Annotated in this window: 16 protein-coding genes and 1 riboswitch; of the genes, 8 read left to right on the top strand and 8 right to left on the bottom strand. The window is 73.2% G+C overall.

Annotated features, from left to right (window positions below):
- Positions 1-56 precede the first annotated feature (56 nt).
- The gene (locus G5B56_RS09950) at positions 57-527 is read right to left on the bottom strand and encodes a tRNA (cytidine(34)-2'-O)-methyltransferase (protein WP_164963093.1); all 471 of its coding nucleotides are present in this window, start codon (positions 525-527) and stop codon (positions 57-59) included.
- A 14-nt stretch (positions 528-541) separates the two neighbouring features.
- A complete protein-coding gene (locus tag G5B56_RS09955; protein ID WP_164963094.1) occupies positions 542-1,228 on the bottom strand; it encodes a ComF family protein in 687 nt (228 codons plus the stop codon).
- Between the two features lie 20 nt (positions 1,229-1,248).
- Between G5B56_RS09955 and G5B56_RS09960 the strand changes: the two genes are divergently transcribed.
- Both G5B56_RS09960 and G5B56_RS09965 read left to right on the top strand, forming a co-directional pair.
- On the top strand, positions 1,249-2,160 hold the full coding sequence (locus G5B56_RS09960) for a trans-aconitate 2-methyltransferase (protein WP_164963095.1): 912 nt from the start codon (positions 1,249-1,251) through the stop codon (positions 2,158-2,160).
- Positions 2,161-2,243: 83 nt separating this feature from the next.
- Positions 2,244-2,855 carry an SCO family protein gene (locus tag G5B56_RS09965; protein ID WP_009855262.1) on the top strand — a complete coding sequence of 204 codons (612 nt, stop codon included), beginning with the start codon at positions 2,244-2,246 and terminating at the stop codon, positions 2,853-2,855.
- Positions 2,856-2,912: 57 nt separating this feature from the next.
- Here G5B56_RS09965 and rpoH read toward each other — a convergent pair whose 3' ends face one another.
- The 6 genes from rpoH to G5B56_RS09995 all read right to left on the bottom strand — a co-directional run bounded on the left by rpoH (position 2,913) and on the right by G5B56_RS09995 (position 10,336).
- The gene (gene rpoH / locus G5B56_RS09970) at positions 2,913-3,833 is read right to left on the bottom strand and encodes an RNA polymerase sigma factor RpoH (protein WP_164963096.1); all 921 of its coding nucleotides are present in this window, start codon (positions 3,831-3,833) and stop codon (positions 2,913-2,915) included.
- A 109-nt stretch (positions 3,834-3,942) separates the two neighbouring features.
- Entirely contained in the window at positions 3,943-4,614 is a 672-nt protein-coding gene (locus tag G5B56_RS09975; RefSeq protein WP_164963097.1) for a YiiX/YebB-like N1pC/P60 family cysteine hydrolase, read from the bottom strand.
- Positions 4,583-4,957: a DUF4878 domain-containing protein gene (locus tag G5B56_RS09980; protein ID WP_009855259.1), complete on the bottom strand. Its 375-nt coding sequence runs from the start codon at positions 4,955-4,957 to the stop codon at positions 4,583-4,585. Before G5B56_RS09980 ends, G5B56_RS09975 begins: the two co-directional genes overlap by 32 nt.
- Positions 4,958-5,043: 86 nt before the next feature.
- A complete protein-coding gene (locus G5B56_RS09985) occupies positions 5,044-8,232 on the bottom strand; it encodes a CHASE domain-containing protein (protein ID WP_164963098.1) in 3,189 nt (1,062 codons plus the stop codon).
- 61 nt (positions 8,233-8,293) lie between these two features.
- Positions 8,294-9,388 carry a redox-regulated ATPase YchF gene (gene ychF / locus G5B56_RS09990; RefSeq protein WP_009855257.1) on the bottom strand — a complete coding sequence of 365 codons (1,095 nt, stop codon included), beginning with the start codon at positions 9,386-9,388 and terminating at the stop codon, positions 8,294-8,296.
- Between the two features lie 96 nt (positions 9,389-9,484).
- Positions 9,485-10,336 (bottom strand): MOSC domain-containing protein, encoded by an 852-nt coding sequence (locus tag G5B56_RS09995; protein ID WP_164963099.1) that lies wholly within the window; start codon positions 10,334-10,336, stop codon positions 9,485-9,487.
- Between the two features lie 81 nt (positions 10,337-10,417).
- Positions 10,418-10,530, top strand: a riboswitch (TPP riboswitch).
- Positions 10,531-10,597: 67 nt separating this feature from the next.
- On the opposite strand from G5B56_RS09995, the gene thiM reads away from it, so the two are divergent.
- The 6 genes from thiM to G5B56_RS10025 all read left to right on the top strand — a co-directional run bounded on the left by thiM (position 10,598) and on the right by G5B56_RS10025 (position 15,383).
- Positions 10,598-11,428 carry a hydroxyethylthiazole kinase gene (gene thiM, locus G5B56_RS10000; protein WP_009855255.1) on the top strand — a complete coding sequence of 277 codons (831 nt, stop codon included), beginning with the start codon at positions 10,598-10,600 and terminating at the stop codon, positions 11,426-11,428.
- Positions 11,421-12,086, top strand: coding sequence for a thiamine phosphate synthase (gene thiE, locus G5B56_RS10005; protein ID WP_164963100.1), 666 nt, complete (start codon positions 11,421-11,423; stop codon positions 12,084-12,086). The genes thiM and thiE overlap by 8 nt, the downstream gene beginning before the upstream one ends.
- On the top strand, positions 12,083-12,925 hold the full coding sequence (gene thiD / locus G5B56_RS10010) for a bifunctional hydroxymethylpyrimidine kinase/phosphomethylpyrimidine kinase (RefSeq protein ID WP_164963101.1): 843 nt from the start codon (positions 12,083-12,085) through the stop codon (positions 12,923-12,925). Before thiE ends, thiD begins: the two co-directional genes overlap by 4 nt.
- Positions 12,926-12,988: 63 nt before the next feature.
- Complete coding sequence (locus tag G5B56_RS10015; protein WP_164963102.1) at positions 12,989-14,131, top strand: FAD-dependent monooxygenase; 1,143 nt, start codon at positions 12,989-12,991, stop codon at positions 14,129-14,131.
- Positions 14,128-14,859 (top strand): DsbC family protein, encoded by a 732-nt coding sequence (locus G5B56_RS10020; protein ID WP_009855251.1) that lies wholly within the window; start codon positions 14,128-14,130, stop codon positions 14,857-14,859. Before G5B56_RS10015 ends, G5B56_RS10020 begins: the two co-directional genes overlap by 4 nt.
- A gap of 89 nt (positions 14,860-14,948) precedes the next feature.
- A complete protein-coding gene (locus G5B56_RS10025) occupies positions 14,949-15,383 on the top strand; it encodes a DUF3429 domain-containing protein (RefSeq protein WP_009855250.1) in 435 nt (144 codons plus the stop codon).
- Position 15,384 lies beyond the last annotated feature (1 nt).

The following is a 15,384-nucleotide window of genomic DNA, read 5'->3' on the forward strand; positions in this document are numbered from 1 at the left end:
TGTGTCCCCGGTCCATACAGGAGGGGGCTCGGGGGAGCCGTGCGTAAAGCCGCCTTCTAGGCGGCGCCGGCGTAGCCGGCCTGCCGCCAGGCGTCGAAGACTGCGACCGCCACCGCGTTGCTGAGGTTCAGGCTGCGCTGGCCGGCGCGCATCGGCAGGCGCACACGCTGCGCGTCGGGGAACCGTGCCAGCAGCTCGGCCGGCAGGCCGGCGCTCTCGGCGCCGAAGACCAGCCAGTCGCCTGGCGCCCAGCGCTGCTCGGCCAGCGGGTGCGAGCCGCGGGTCGTGAACGCGAACATGCGCGCCGGATCGGGGCGTTCGGTCTCCAGCAGCGCGTCCCAGGACGCGTGGCGGCGCACCGGCGCGTACTCGTGGTAGTCCAGCCCGGCGCGGCGCAGCTGCTTGTCGTCCATCGAATAACCCAGCGGTTCGACGAGGTGCAGCCGGCAGCCGGTGTTGGCCGCCAGGCGGATGACGTTGCCGGTGTTCGGCGGGATTTCGGGGTGGACGAGCACGATGTCGAACATCGGCCGACCATAACTCAGTCCGGCGTGCGCGCCAGGATCCAGGCGTCGACCGCCGCGGCGCCGGCCTGGCGCAAGGCGGCCGCGGCTTCGCGCAGCGTCGTGCCGGTGGTCGCGACGTCGTCGACCAGTGCGATGCGGCGCCCGGCGAGCACGGCGCGCGCCGCCGGCGGCACGTGGAAGGCGGCGCGCAGATTGGCCAGGCGTTCGGCGCGCCCCAGCTCGGCCTGCGGCGGCGTGTCGATCAGCCGTTCCAGCAAGTCGGTGCGCGCCGGCACGCCGCGTTGCCGGGCGGCGCGGCGCGCGATCTCCCAGGCCTGGTTGTAGCCGCGCTCGGCCAGCCGCCGGGCCGACAGCGGCACCGGCACGACGACCTCCGGCACCGGCAGCGCCGCGGCGGCGTCGGCCACGAGCGGCGCCAGCGCGGCGGCGAGTTCGACGCGGCCGTGGAACTTCAGCGCCGCGACCAGGCCGTCCCAGGGGAAACCGTAGTCGGCGGCACAGGCGGTGTGTTCGAACGGCGGCGGGTGCTGGCGGCATTCGCCGCACAGATCGCCGGCGGCCAGCGGCAGCGCGCAGCGGCGGCAGCGTGGCCGCGGTGCGGCGAAACGTGCGACGCAGTCGGCGCACAGCGCCGCGCGGGTGGCGCTGCGGCAGACCTCGCACTGTCCGGGCAAGCGGGCGAGCCAGGCGGCCGAAGGCATGGTCTCAATATACTGGCCGCATGCCCGAGACCGACGCCGCCGAGCGCAGCACGCGCCGCCCGCTCGACGAGGCGGCGCTGGCCCGCGTGCTGCGCCGCCTGCGCGCCGCCGACGCGCCGCCCTGGCTGCACGGCGAGGTCGCGCGCCGCATGGCCGACCGCTTGGCCGTGATCCGCAAACAGCCGGCGAAAGTGCTCGACTGGTGGGCTGCCACCGGCGCCAGCCGCGGCGTGCTGGCTGCGGCCTATCCGGCCGCCGAGATCGTCGCCGTCGAGTCCGAGGCCGCGCCGGCGCCGGCCGCAGCGCCGTGGTGGTCGCCGCGGCGCTGGGGCGGCGCCCGCCCGCTGCAGGTGCTGGCCGAGGCCGACGTGCCGCCGGGCGGCGCCGAGCTGGTCTGGGCGAACATGATGCTGCACGGTGTCGCCGACCCGCGGGCCGCGATGGCGCGCTGGCACCGGGCGCTGGCCGTCGACGGGTTCCTGATGTTCTCGACACTCGGCCCGGGCACGCTGGAGCGGCTGCGTTCGCTCTACGCCGCGCAGGGCTGGCCGGCGCCGTTCGCGCCCTTCGTCGACATGCACGACCTCGGCGACATGCTGGTCGAGGCCGGTTTCGCCGACCCGGTGATGGACCAGGAGATCGTCACGCTGACCTGGCCCGACGCGGCGGCGGCGATCGCCGAGCTGCGCACCCTGGGCGGCAACGTCGCGGTGTCGCGCCACGCCGGCCTGCGCACGCCGCGCTGGCGTCGGCGGCTCGAGGCGGCGCTCGCCGCCGACGCCGCCGCCGATGGCCGCCCGGCGCTCGCTTTCGAGATCGTCTTCGGCCACGCCTTCCGGCCGCCGCCGCGGCCGCGTGTCGCGGCGCAGACCGCGGTGCCGCTCGACGACTTGCGCAGCATGGTGCGCGCCGGGCGTCCCGGCCGCGGCTGATGCCCCCGCGCCCCGGCGCCGTCAGGGGCAGCCTCGCAACGCTGCTAGGCTTGCCGCTTCCGTCCGTTCGCGCTCCTCAGGCCATGACTGTCCGTTCCCGCCGTCTGATCCTCGCCGCCGCCGCGGCGCTCGCGCTCGCCGCCTGTGACAGTGGCAACAGCCCGCCGCGTGCCGGCTTCGACGGCGTCGACATCACCGGCGCCGACTACGCGAAAGAGCTGAACCTGCCCGACGCCGACGGCCGCCGGCGCAGCCTGCAGGACTTCCGCGGCAAGGTCACGGTGGTCTTCTTCGGCTACACCCAGTGCCCCGACGTCTGCCCGACGACGATGGTCGAGCTCGCCGAGGTCAAGCGCCAGCTGGGGCCCGACGGCGAGCGCATCCAGGGCGTGTTCGTCAGCGTCGACCCCGAGCGCGACACGCCGGAGATGCTGAAGGCCTACGTCGCCAACTTCGACCCCGGCTTCGTCGCGTTGCGCGGCACGCCCGAAGAGACCAAGGCCGCGGCCAAGCAGTTCAAGGTCTTCTACAACAAGGTCGCCGGCCAGACGCCGACCAGCTACACGATCGACCACACCGCCGGCTCCTACGTCTTCGACACCCAGGGCCGGGTGCGCGTGTTCACGCGCTACGGCGCCGGCATCGACAAGCTCCGGCACGACCTGAAGATCCTGCTCGACGAGAAGGCCGCCTGAAAACGACGCGGGCCGCCCGAAGGCGGCCCGGCGGTGGGGCAGGGCGGCGGCGGCGCGTCAGGCGGCGGCCTCGAGCGCCTTGCGCATCTTCTTCATCGCCGCGACCTCGATCTGGCGGATGCGCTCGGCGCTGACGCCGTATTCGGCCGCCAGTTCGTGCAGCGTCATGCCGCCGCTGGAGTCGTCGTTGACCTTCAGCCAGCGCTCCTCGACGATGCGGCGGCTGCGTGCGTCCAGCACCGACAGCGCCTGGGCGATGCCGTCGCCGGACAGCCAGTCGCGGCGCCGGGCCTCGAGCAGGCGCGTCGGCTCGCTGGCCTCGTCGGCCAAGTAGGCGATCGGCGCGAAGCTCTCCTCGCTGTCGTCGGTCTGCGGCTCCAGCGCGACGTCGCCGCCGGCGAGCCGGGTCTCCATCTCGACGACTTCGTCGGGCTTGACGTTCAGCTCGCGCGCGACGGTCTCGACCTCGGCCGGCGTCAGCGTGCTGCGGTGCAGGTCGGCCTCGGCGGCGTCGGCCTTCAGGCCCTGCTTCATCGAGCGCAGGTTGAAGAACAGCTTGCGCTGGGCCTTGGTCGTCGCGACCTTGACCATGCGCCAGTTCTTCAGGATGTATTCGTGGATCTCGGCCTTGATCCAGTGCAGCGCGTAGCTGACCAGGCGCACGCCCTGGTCGGGGTCGAAGCGCTTGACGGCTTTCATCAGGCCGACGTTGCCTTCCTGGATCAGGTCGCCGTGCGGCAGGCCGTAGCCCAGGTACTGGCGCGAGACCGAGACGACGAGGCGCAGGTGCGACAGCACCAGGCGGCCGGCGGCTTCGAGGTCGCCGTGCTCGCGCAGGCGCTTGCCGAGCGCCACTTCTTCTTGTGCGCTGAGCATCGGCAGGCGGTTGACGGCCGTGATGTAGGCGTCGAGATGGCCGATCGAGGGCACCAGGGCCCACGGATCGCGGACGGTCAGGGCGGTGGTGGCAGGGTTCATGGTGGCTTGGGAGTCCTGGAGGAGGTCTCGAGTTCCACAAAATATTAGCACTCGGTCGGGATGAGTGCTAAGGACCGGCGGCGTCGCCGTTGTGAGCGTGTGCCCACATTCATGGCTGGTCTCGAATCTCCGAGAGCAGCGCGTCGCGGCGCAGACCATCCGGCGAATAGGCCGGCTCGCGCAGTGTCGGCGCGCTGACCGTGGCCAGGCGCGGCGCCAGGTCGACGCCGCCGGCGCGCAGGGCTTTCAACACCAGCTCGGTGCAGTACATCGTGGTGTCGTCCGAGTACACGAATCCGAGGTCGAAAGGCTTGCCGACCTGGGCTTCGAGATAACGCCGCAGCGCCGCACCGGCCGCCGGGTCCAGGTTCGGCGGCCGGAAGACGGCGACCTCGGCGGCGAGCTCCGCGGCCGCGAAGGCCTGCAACGACTCGCGCAGCACGCCCGACGGGCCCTGGCCCTCGCCCGGCGTCGCATGCACGACCATCGGCCGGCCGTCGTCGATCAGCAGCATGCCGACGTGGGAGAAACGCGCCCGGTCGTCCTGCGCGAGGACGATGCCGGCCATCAGGTCACGTCCGCGCCGGAAGACGAGATCGCCGTCGCGCAAGACCTGCACGGCCGGCAGCGGTGTCACGGGCCCGGCTTCGACCGGCGGTGGGCGATCGGCGCGCAGCGTCGCCGAGACGGCCGCCGCCGCGGCCAGCGCGACCCCCAGGCCCAGCGCCGTCAGCGGCGCCGCCGGCCGGCTACTTCGCCGCGCCGATCTTCCACTTGCCATCTTCCTGGATGAGCTTGACCGCCTCGGTCTTCGCGGGGCACTGGCCCTTGTAGCTGACGGTGGCGCTGCCCTGGCGGACCTCGCCCTCGCCCGACAGCTTGACCTCGACCGACTTGATGCCGCCGCACTCGCCGACGCGGGTCGACTCCTTGGCCAGCGCCGCGCTGATCTTCTGCGGCCCGAGCAGGGCCACGATCTGCTGCGACAGATAACTCTGGGCCTCGGTGATCTGCCCCTTGCCGACGGCGGTGTAGAAACTCTCGACCGTCGACTCCGGCGACTTGGCGCAACCGGCCACCAGCAGCAGCGGCGCGGCAAGCGCCGCGATCTTGAACGCTCTCATGAACCCTCCCTGGGCATCGGATCTTGTCGCGTCGAGTGTAGCGACGGCCCGCCGAGGCAGCGGCCACGTTCGAGGTGCTCCGCCCGTCACAAGCCCCAGCGTGTCTCGTGCGACGCCAGCGCCTCGTCGACGGTGCGCAGGAAGCGGCGCACGTCCAGCGGCTTGGTGACGTACTGGGCGGCGCCCAGCGTCAGCGCCTCCTGCATGCGCGCCGTCGTCGCGTCGGCGCTGACGACGATCACCGGGATGTCGGCGACGTCGCGGTCCTGCTTCAGGTGGCGCAGCAGCTCCAGGCCGCTGATGTCGGGCAGGTGCATGTCCAGCAGGATCAGGTGCGGCCGGTGCTGGCGCACCGCGGCCAGCCCGTCCAGACCCATCGTCGAGACCTCCAGCACGATCTGCGGCCGCTGCGCGAGCACGCCGCGCATGACCTCGACGTTGGTCTCGTTGTCCTCGATGTAGTGCACGCGCCGCCGGGTGTAGGGCTCCAGCGGCGCGCTGATCGTCGACGGCGGCGCGCCGGCCACCAGCTCGGCGCGCGGCAGCGTCAGCGTGAACACCGAGCCGCTGCCGGCGGTGCTGTCGCCGTCGAGCGTGCCGCCCATCAGCTCGGCCAGCCGGCGGCTGATGACGAGGCCGATGCCGGTGCCCTCGATCGTGCTCTGCTCGCGGCCCAGCCGGTTGTAGGGCTGGAACAGGCCGGCCACCTGCTCCGGCGTCATGCCCAGGCCGGTGTCGCGCACGCGCAGCTGCACGTGTTCGTCGTCGGGCGCCAGCGACTCGACGACGACGGTGCCGCCCGGCCGGTTGTACTTGACCGCGTTGGACAGCAGGTTGGTCAGCACCTGCTTGAGCCGCGTGTCATCGGCCAGCACCGCCAGCGCTTCCGGCGCGAGTTCGGCATCCACCGTGACGCCCATGCGCTCGGCGGCGGTGGCGATCATCTCGATGCTGGCGCCGACGGCCGAACGCAGGTCCAGCGGGCGCAGGTCCAGCTGCACCGCACCGGTCTCCAGCCGCGCCAGGTCCAGCGTGTCGTTGATCATCGCCAGCAGGTGCCAGCCGGCGCGCAGCATCTGCGTCGACCACTCGCGCTGGTGCGGCGCCAGCGGCGGGTCGCGGTCCAGGCCCAGCAGCTGGGCGAAGCCGATCATCGCGTTCAGCGGCGTGCGCAGCTCGTGGCTCATGCGCGACAGGAACTCGGTCTTGGCGCGGTTGGCGGCCTCGGCGCGGTGCAGCGCCCGCTCCGACTCCTCGAGCCGCCGGTGTTCGGTGATGTCCTCGGCGACACCGGCCAGGCGCCAGGGCTGGCCCGAGGCGTCGTGCAGCAGCGTGAACAGCGTGCGCGCGTGCAGCGCCGCGCCGTCGGCACGCAGCAGCCGCGTCTGGCGGCGCACCGTGCTCGCGCCGCCGGCACGCAGCGTGCGCAGCGCCTGGCGGTCGGCCTCGCGTTCGTCGGGGTGGGAGATGTCGTCGAGCGAGCAGCGCACCAGCTCTTCGGCGCTGCGGCCGAGCATCGTGCACAGGCAGGGGTTGGTGTCGAGCAGGCGGCCGTCGAGGTCGGCGAACATCACGCCGATCGGCACGTTGTCGAGGATGCCGCGCAGCCGGTCCTGCACCTCGCGCATCTCCTCCTCGGCGCGACGGCGCTCGCCGATCTCGCGGCGCAGCTCGGCGGTGCGCTCGTCGACGGCCAGGCCGATGCGGTGGGCGCGCCCGGTCACGGTCAGCAGCAGCGCACCGAGCACGGCGGCGGCGGCCAGCCCGGCCACCGAGAACACCCAGGCGTTGGTCTGCTGGCGTTCACGTTCCCAGGCCGGCGTCGAAGTCACGCGCAGTTCCAGCGTGCGTGCGGCCAGTGCGATGCGGTGCTCGGCGCGCAGGCCCTCGGGGCGTTCGTTCTCGCAGCCGGTGGGGCCGGCCAGGCGGACACGTTCGATGCCGGGCTCGGTGTCGACCAGACACCAGTGCAGGCCGGCGGCGTCGTTGCCCGGCAGGCTGGAGAGCAGGCGTTCGGCGCGCACGGTGACGAACAGCACGCCGGTGAAGCGCTCGGCGCGTGTCGCGGCGTCCGCCGGCCGGCCGCCGGCGTAGAGCGGGTAGTACAGGACGAAGCCGTTCTCGTCGTCCTTCGGGTCCGACTGCGACAGCCGGAATGCCGCGGTGGCCGTCGGCTCGCCGCTCTGGCGTGCCAGCTCCAGCGCGGCGCGGGCCGCCGGGACCGTCATGATGTCGACGCCCAGCGCCCGTTCGTTGGACTCGCGCGGCGCGATGAGGTCGATCACCAGCGCATCCGGCGAGCTGGCCGGCCCACGCATGTGCACCGTGAAGTCGGCCGCGCCGGCGCCGCGCTGGCGGGCCTCGAAGGCGGCGATCGCGTGGCGCGGCACGCGGCTGGCGTGGCCCGCGGCGCGCAGCTGCAGCGGCTGCGACAGCCACCAGCGCGCCGCGTCGTCCAGCATGGCGGCATTCATGCCGCCGGCCGCCCGGTAGGCGCCGGCCAGGGCCTGCAGCGCCTGCAACGGCTCGTGCAGCTGGCGGTCGGCGTCGGCGGCCAGCGTCGCGGCGTCGGCCCGGAAGCTGGCGACGAGGCGCTCGCGGTCCCAGCGCCCCACCGCCACCGTCGCGCCGGCCAGCAGCAGCGTCGTGGCCAGCAGCGGCAGCGCCACCGTGCGCCGCCGCGGGCGCCAGGCGGCGGCCGGCCGGCCGACGAGGGTCAGCGCCAGTGGGGCACCGATCATCACGCCGAGCGTGTCGCCGACCCACCAGGTCAGCGCCGTCACCGGCGCCTGGCTGTTGCTCAGCGCCCCGGCGCTCCACAGCGCCGCCGTCGCGACGACCGGGTTGACCAGGCAGGCGACGATGCCGCCCCAGACGCCGGTGGCCGTGATGTCGCGCGCGCTGTCGAGCACCAGCGGCTGCGGCACCAGCCGTCGCACCAGCGCCGCGCCCAGCGCGGCCTGCAGCATCGCGCCAAAGCCGATCGCCACCGGCACGAGCAGGGCGGAGAGCTCGGCCTGCCCGCGAGCCGCGCCGAGCACGAGGTTGACGAGACAGCTGCCGAGGAAGACCCCGGGCAGTGCCGCGCGCCCGTAGACCAGCACCGCGACCAGCGCGATGCCCGACGGCGGATACAGCGGCGAGGCGTAGCCCGGCGGCACGGCCAGCAGCAGGGCCAGCCAGCCGATCGCCGCGTAGGCGAGGGCCGTCGCGACGGCGACCCGCCAGGCGGGTGGAGTGGCGACGGCAGACGGGGCGTCGGCGTTCGGGCGCACGGACCCACTCTACCGCCGCCCGGCGCCGCGTGTCGCGGCGCTCAGGAAATGGTCGTGGGGATCAGACGTTGAACAGGAAGTTCATCACGTCGCCGTCCTTGACGACGTATTCCTTGCCTTCGGCGCGCATCTTGCCGGCGTCCTTGGCACCCTGTTCGCCGCCGAAGGCGACGAAGTCCTCGTAGGCGATGGTCTGGGCGCGGATGAAGCCGCGCTCGAAGTCGGTGTGGATGACGCCGGCGGCCTGCGGCGCGGTGTCGCCGATGTGGATCGTCCAGGCGCGCACTTCCTTCACGCCGGCGGTGAAGTAGGTCTGCAAGCCCAGCAGCGTGAACGCGGCGCGGATCAGGCGGTTCAGGCCCGGCTCGTCCTGGCCCATCTCGGCCAGGAACAGCGTGCGGTCCTCGTCGGACATGTCGGCCAGGTCGGCCTCGGTCTTGGCGCAGATCGCGACCACCGGCGCTTTCTGCGCCGCAGCGTACTCGCGCAGGCGCTCGAGGTAGGCGTTGTTCTCGAAGCCGTCCTCGGCGACGTTGCCGACGAACATCGCCGGCTTGGCGGTGATCAGGCACAGCGGCTTGAGCACGACCAGCTCCTCCTTGCTGAAGTCGATCGAGCGCACCGGCTTCGCCTCGTTCAGCGCCGCCTGGCACTTCTGCAGCACGTCGACCAGGCGCTGGGCCTCCTTGTCGCCGCCGGCACGCGCCTGCTTGGAGTAGCGCACCAGGCTCTTCTCGACGGTGCCCAGGTCGGCCAGGCAGAGCTCGGTCTGGATGACCTCGATGTCGGCGATCGGGTCGACACGGCCGGCGACGTGGATCACGTTCTCGTCGTCGAAGCAGCGCACGACGTTGACGATGGCGTCGGTCTCGCGGATGTGGCTCAGGAACTGGTTGCCCAGGCCTTCGCCCTTGCTGGCGCCGGCCACGAGGCCCGCGATGTCGACGAACTCGACGATCGCCGGCACGACACGCTCGGGCTTGACGATCTCCGAGAGCTTGACGAGGCGCGGATCGGGCAGCTCGACGACGCCGACGTTGGGCTCGATCGTGCAGAACGGGTAGTTCTCGGCGGCGATGCCGGCCTTGGTGAGGGCGTTGAAGAGGGTGGACTTGCCGACGTTGGGCAGGCCCACGATGCCGCACTTGAGGCTCATGGAGGGGCTTTCGCGAAAGGAGGCGTTCGGGGCGCCGGCGGCAGGCGCCGGCGCGAAGGCGGCGATTTTCCTACAGCCGGCGCCCGCCGTGCGGATTCAGAAGGCCCAGCTCGCGTTCGCCGCCTGGCCGCGGCGCAGCGTGCGGCCGAAACCCTCGACGATCACCGCGTTCATGCCGAAGGTGATGCCGCCGTCCATGCGCGCGTCGGCGCGGAAACCGGCCAGCGTCGCGCCGGGCTCGGCGCCGGTCTCGGCCGTCGCCGGGTCGACGTTCGGGATCGAGCAGCGCACGCAGGGTTTGACGAGCTTCAGCCGCACCGGGCCGCCGTCGGCCTCGATGACGATCTCGTCGAGATGGTCCTCGTCGAAGGGCTGCAGGCCGTCGAGCACGAGGTTGGGGCGGAAACGTTCGATGCCCACCGGCGGCTGGCCGCGTGCCGCCAGACGCTCGTTCAGTTCGGCCAGCGACGCGGTGGAGGCGACGAGGATCGGGAAGCCGTCGGAGAACTGGTTCTCGGCCTCGATGTCGCCCGTCCAGCGACGCGAGGACAGCCGGCGCTGCTCGGGGTCGAAACGCAGCAGCCGCGCCGGGCGGCCGAGGAAGTCGCCGAACCATTGCGCGGCCAGCGCGCCCAGGTCCCAGGCCGCGACCTCGTCGTCCCAGACGCGGGCGCGGGTGGCGCGCTCGACCTGGTCGACCGGCAGGTGCAGCGCCAGCATGCCGGGCGCACGCAGCACCAGCTCGTCGCCGCGCAGCGTGGTCGCGACCAGCGCCAAACGCGGCAGCTGGCGCTGGGTGAGCATCGCGCCGGTCTCGTCGACCAGCATCCAGGCGCGGTCCAGGTCGAGGCCGGTCTCGACGACGAGCGCTTCGTCGCATTCGATGCCGGCGCAGGACTTCACGGGGTGGACGAACAACTGCGCGACGCGGCAGTCGAGATCGCTCAAACGAGCCTCCGAACGGCGGGGTGGGACGCCGATTGTGCGCGGCCCGCGCCTTCTAGAATGCGGGTCGCCGCGCACCGTGCGCGGTCTCGCTGGGGGTGCTGGCCCGGCCGTCGTGCGACGGCCAGGCCGGCTGAGAGAGTCCCTTAGAACCTGATTGAGGTAATCCTCGCGCAGGGAAGTCGAGTCCGGAAGCGCCGCCGCCGTGCTGCCGCGCCGCCGCTTCCGGAGCCGGCCGACCTGCCATTTCGTTGCAAGGACGTCATGGCAAGAACCACGCTCCAGGCCCGCGATCTCTGGGCCGACATCCAGACCCTGCGCGAGCGCCGCCCGCTCGTGCACAGCATCACCAACGTGGTGGTGACCAACTTCAACGCCAACGTGCTGCTGGCCGCCGGCGCCTCGCCGGTGATGACCCAGGCGCACGAGGAGCTGGAGGACATGGTCGCCATCGCCCAGGCGCTGGTCATCAACATCGGCACGCTCGACGCCTATGCCGTCGAGGCGATGACGATCGCGCTGCGCGCCGCCAACGCGCGCGGCGTGCCGGTGGCGCTGGACCCGGTGGGCGCCGGCGCCACGGCCTACCGCAACCGCACGTTGGCGGCGCTGCTGGCCGCCGGCCGGCCGACGGCGATCCGCGGCAACGCCTCGGAAATCATGAGCCTGGCCGGCGAGGCCGTCGCCACGCGCGGCGTCGACAGCAGCGCCGGCACCGAGGCGGCGCTGGCGCCGGCGCTGGCGCTGGCGGCCAACCACGGCGCCGTCGTTTGCGTCAGCGGCGCCGTCGACCACGTCGTCGCGCCCGACGGCCGGGTGCTGCGCCTGGACAACGGCCACGAGTGGATGACACGCATCACCGGCGTCGGCTGCTCGCTGACGGCGCTGGTCGGCGCCTTCTGCGCCGTGCAGCCCGACGCCTGGCGCGCCACCGCCGCGGCCACGGCGCTGATGGGCGTGGCCGGCGAGATCGCCGCCGAGCAGGCGCGCGCCCGTGGCGCCGGCGTCGGCACGATGGCCGCGCTGCTGGTCGACGCGCTGCAGCTCGTCGACGAAGCCGGTTTCCTGGCCCGCGCGAGGATCGTCGATGACTGAGCGCCGCACGCCGATGCAGGGCTGGGGCGTCGAGGCGCTGCGGCTGATGCTGGTCACCGACGAGGCGCTGTGCGCCGGCCGGCCGCTGGAGCAGGTCGTCGCCGCCGCCGTGCGCGGCGGCGTGCGCTGCGTTCAGCTGCGCGAGAAGCAGCTCGGCACACGCGCCTTCGTCGAACGCGCCCGGGCGCTGAAATCGCTGCTGGCGCCGTTGCGGGTGCCGCTGGTCGTCAACGACCGTGTCGACGTCGCGCTGGCCTGCGGTGCCGACGGCGTGCACCTTGGACAGAGCGACATGCCGGTCGAGGACGCGCGCCGGCTGCTGCCGCCCGAAGTCTTCATCGGCTGGTCGGTCGAGAGCTTCGACGACCTGCGCCGCGCCGCATCGCTGCCGCTGGACTACCTGGGCACCAGCCCGGTGTTCGCGACGGCGACCAAGAGCGACGCCGCGCCGCCCTGGGGGCTGGAGGGCCTGCGCGCGGCGCGCGACGCGACGGCGCTGCCGCTGGTCGCGATCGGCGGCCTGCACGCCGGCAATGCCGCGCTGGCCATTGCGCACGGCGCCGACAGCGTTGCCGTCGTCAGCGCGATCTGCGCCGCCGCCGACCCCGAGGCCGCGGCGCGCGAGCTGGCCCGTGCGGTCGGGGAGGGCGCACGATGATGCCGCCGCCCTTCACCCACCGCTACGCGCGGGTGCTGATCATCGCCGGCTCGGACAGCGGCGGCGGCGCCGGCATCCAGGCCGACCTGAAGGCCGTCGCCGCTCTCGGCGCCTACGGCATGACGGCGATCACCGCGCTGACGGCGCAGAACACGCTGGGCGTGCGCGCGATCCACGGCGTGCCGCCGGCGATGCTGCGCGCCCAGATCGACGCCGTCGCCGAGGACATCGGCGCCGACGCGGTGAAGATCGGCATGCTGCACGCGCCGGACATCGTGCACGCCGTCGCAGACGCGCTCGACGCCCACCGCCTGGCGCCGGTGGTGCTGGACCCGGTGATGATCTCGACCAGCGGCTCGCGCCTGCTGCAGGACGACGCCGTGCAGGCGCTGGTCGCCGAGCTTTTCCCGCGTGCCGCGCTGGTCACGCCCAACCTCGACGAAGCCGGGTTCCTGACCGGCCGCCGGCTGGACGACGAAGCCGGCATGGCGGCGGCCGCCGACGAGCTGCTGGCGCGCGGCGCGCCGGCGGTGCTGCTCAAGGGCGGCCATCTGCCGGGCGACGAGGTCGCCGACCTGCTGGCCACGCGCGCCGGCGGCCGGCGCTGGCTGCGCGCGCCGCGCATCGCCAGCGCCAACACGCATGGCACCGGCTGCACGCTGTCGTCGGCGATCGCCGCACGGCTGGCCTTGGGCGACACGCTGGACGCCGCGGTGCAGGCCGCGCACGCCTACGTGCGCCGGGCGCTGGCCGCCGGCGCGGCGGTGCGCACCGGCGCCGGCAGCGGGCCGCTGAACCACGGCGCGGCGCCCGAGCGGATGCGGCTGATCGCGCTGTGACGCCGTCGCGGGCTTGCGCGGCGTCGACCCGGCGCGCGCGGCCCGCTCCCTACAATCCGCCGCATGGCCTCCTGCGACGTCCTCGTCCGTGGCGCCGGCGCCGTGGGGCTGGCCGGTGCCTTGTCTCTTGCCCGCCAGGGCCTGCGTGTCGCGCTGCTCGGCAGCTCGCCGCCGGTCGCGCCGGCCGGCCGCGCCGACATCCGCACCTATGCGCTGAACGCCGCCTCGGTCGCGCTGCTGCAGTCGCTGCGGGTCTGGGATGCGCTGCCGCCCGACGCGCGCACGCCGGTGCACGACATGCGCATCGAAGGCGACGTGGCGGGCAATGCACTCGATTTCTCCGCCTGGTCGCAAGGCGCCGACGCGCTGGCCTGGATCGTCGACGCCGCCGAACTCGAACACGCGCTGGGCACCGCCGCACGCTTCGCGCCGCACCTGGAGCGTGTGACCAGCGAGGTGCCGGCCGAACTCGTCGTGCTCGCCGAAGGCAAGGCCTCGCCGACACGCGAGCGCCTGGGCGTGAAGATGGCGCTGCATCCCTACGGCCAGCGCGCGGTCTGCGCCCGGCTGGAGGCCGATCAGGCGCACGCCGGCCTGGCGCGCCAGTGGTTCCGTTCGCCCGACATCCTGGCGCTGCTGCCGTTCGACCGGCCGCGCGCCGGCCACGGTTACGGCCTGGTCTGGTCGGTGCCCGAAGCGCGCGCCGCCGAGCTGATGGCACTCGACGACGCCGGTTTCGAGGCCGCGCTGGCCGAAGCCACCGGCGGCACCGCTGGCCGCTTGCGCCTCGCCGGTGCGCGCGCCGACTTCCCGCTCGCTTTCGGCCGCGCCGAACGGCTGTGCGGCCCGGGCTGGGTGCTGGTCGGCGACGCCGCCCACGTCGTGCATCCGCTGGCCGGCCAGGGGCTCAACCTCGGCCTGGCCGACGTCGCCGCGCTGTCGGCGGCGGTTGCCGGGCGCGAACCCTGGCGGGCGCTCGGCGACGAGAAGCTGCTGCGCCGCTACGCGCGTGAACGCGAGCTGCCGACGCGCGCGATGGGCCAGCTCACCGACGCGCTGCTGCATTTGTTCGCGAGCGAGGAGCCGCTGCTCAGGGAACTTCGCAACCGGGGTCTGGATCTGGTGAACCGTCTGCCGCCGCTCAAGCGTTTCCTGACCGAGCGTGCGCTGGACCGTCCCCCCGCCGTTTCGAAGGAACCCCGATGAAGACGACGACCGCGCGGCTGGCCCTGGCTGCCGCCGCCGTGCTCGCCTGCGGCAGCGCCGCGGCGCAGGAAGCCGCGATCCGCAAGGCGCTCGCCGAGCGCCTGCCCAGCATGCCCAGGATCGACGAGGTGCGCCCGGCGCCGATCGCCGGCCTCTACGAGGTGCGCTACGGCGGCAGCGAGATCCTGTACGTCGACGCCAAGGCCGAGTTCATCGTCCAGGGCTCGATCCTCGACACCAAGACGCTGACCAACCTCACCGAGGCCCGGCTGGACCAGCTGACGGCGATCGACTTCGCCAAGCTGCCGTTCAAGGACGCGATCACGCTGCGCCAGGGCAGCGGCAAGCGCCAGGTCGCGGTCTTCGTCGACCCGAACTGCGGCTACTGCAAACGTTTCGAGCGTGACCTCGCCGGCGTGAAGGACCTGACGATCCACGCCTTCCTGATGCCGATCCTGGGGCCGGACTCCAGCGCCAAGTCGCGCGACATCTGGTGCAACAAGGATCCGGCCAAGACCTGGCGCGCCTGGATGCTCGACGGTGTCGTGCCGCCCAAGGCGATGGGCGCCTGCGACGCCGGTGCGCTGGCGCGCAACGTCGCGCTCGGCCAGCGCCACCGCATCAACGGCACGCCGGCGGTCGTCTTCGAGGACGGCACGCGCAAGCCGGGGGCGATCCCGATCGACCAGGTCGAGAAGCTGCTGGCCGCCGCGTCGAAGAAGGTCTGAGGCCGCACGCCGGCCGGCCGCTGCCCGCGAAGGGCCTGGCGGCTGGCGCGGCCAGAGCAGGGCTGAACGGCCGCGGCGACAATCGCCGCATGACTCCCACGCTGTCTCCTGCCGCGCTGCGGCTCGGTTATGCCGGGCTGCTGCCGTTCGTGCTCGGCGCCGCCCTGGTCTGGCTGGTGCATCCCGACGTGCTGCCCTACGCGACGCTGGCGCTGGCCGCGTACGCCGCCACCGTCGTGTCCTTCCTCGGCGGCATCCACTGGGGCATCGGTTTCCGCGAAGCCCAGCCCGAGGGCCGGCTGTTCGTCAACGGCGTCGTGCCGCCGCTGGTCGCCTGGGCCGGCGTGATGATGCCGGCCAACGCCGGCCTCGTCGTGCTCGGCGTGATGCTCGTCGTCTGCTACCTCGTCGACCGCGGCGTCTACCCGCGCCACGGCATGGGCCACTGGCTGACGCTGCGCTTCCGGCTGAGCGCCGTCGCGTCGCTCAGCTGCTTCCTCGGCGCCGCCGGAGCCGGGAGCTGAA

The organism is Rubrivivax sp. JA1026 (assembly GCF_011065555.1).
Lineage (GTDB): Bacteria > Pseudomonadota > Gammaproteobacteria > Burkholderiales > Burkholderiaceae_C > Rubrivivax > Rubrivivax benzoatilyticus.